Origin of the sequence: Flavobacterium enshiense DK69 (assembly GCF_000498495.1) — a bacterium.
Classification (GTDB): Bacteria; Bacteroidota; Bacteroidia; order Flavobacteriales; family Flavobacteriaceae; genus Flavobacterium; species Flavobacterium enshiense.
On record NZ_AVCS01000017.1, the window covers coordinates 1 to 526 of the forward strand.

Annotated in this window: 1 protein-coding gene; it reads right to left on the bottom strand. The window is 44.5% G+C overall.

All coding sequences use genetic code 11. From position 1 onward, the window contains the following. Positions 1-526, bottom strand: a 526-nt coding sequence (locus tag FEDK69T_RS15935) for a PKD-like domain-containing protein (RefSeq protein ID WP_035656390.1), incomplete at both ends; no start/stop codon positions are given.

Below are 526 nucleotides of genomic sequence, written 5' to 3' on the forward strand. Positions count from 1 at the left end.
TGTGAAACCAGCTGTAGTCAGCGTTTGACTGATACTGCTTCCTGTACCGGATGCAGCCCCAGACACGCCATTTGGCAGAACAGTCCAAGTAAATACCGTATTTGGTACATTGCTGATCAACACGATATTGGTTTTTTCGCCCGAACATAAGGTTGCCGAATCCGGACTGGCCTTAATAATAGGTTTAGGATAAACGGTAACAGTAACCGTTTTTGGCGTTCCATAACAGCCATTGTTAACTGGCGTAATGTTATATACAACCTGACCTACGATTGTGCCTGAAGCCGTCAGAACCTGGTTGATTGATGTCCCAGTTCCGTCTTGTGCCCCTGTTGCTCCACCTAACGCAACAACATTCCACATGAAAGTCGTGTTGGCAGTTGTACTTGACATAGTGATATTGGTCGATCCACCTGTACAAATAGATTGTGCTGTTACATTAGTACTCACAACCGGAATAGGGTTTACTGTTACTGTTACAGTCGTTGGATTTCCAATACAACTTCCTACAGCCGGTGTAATAGTA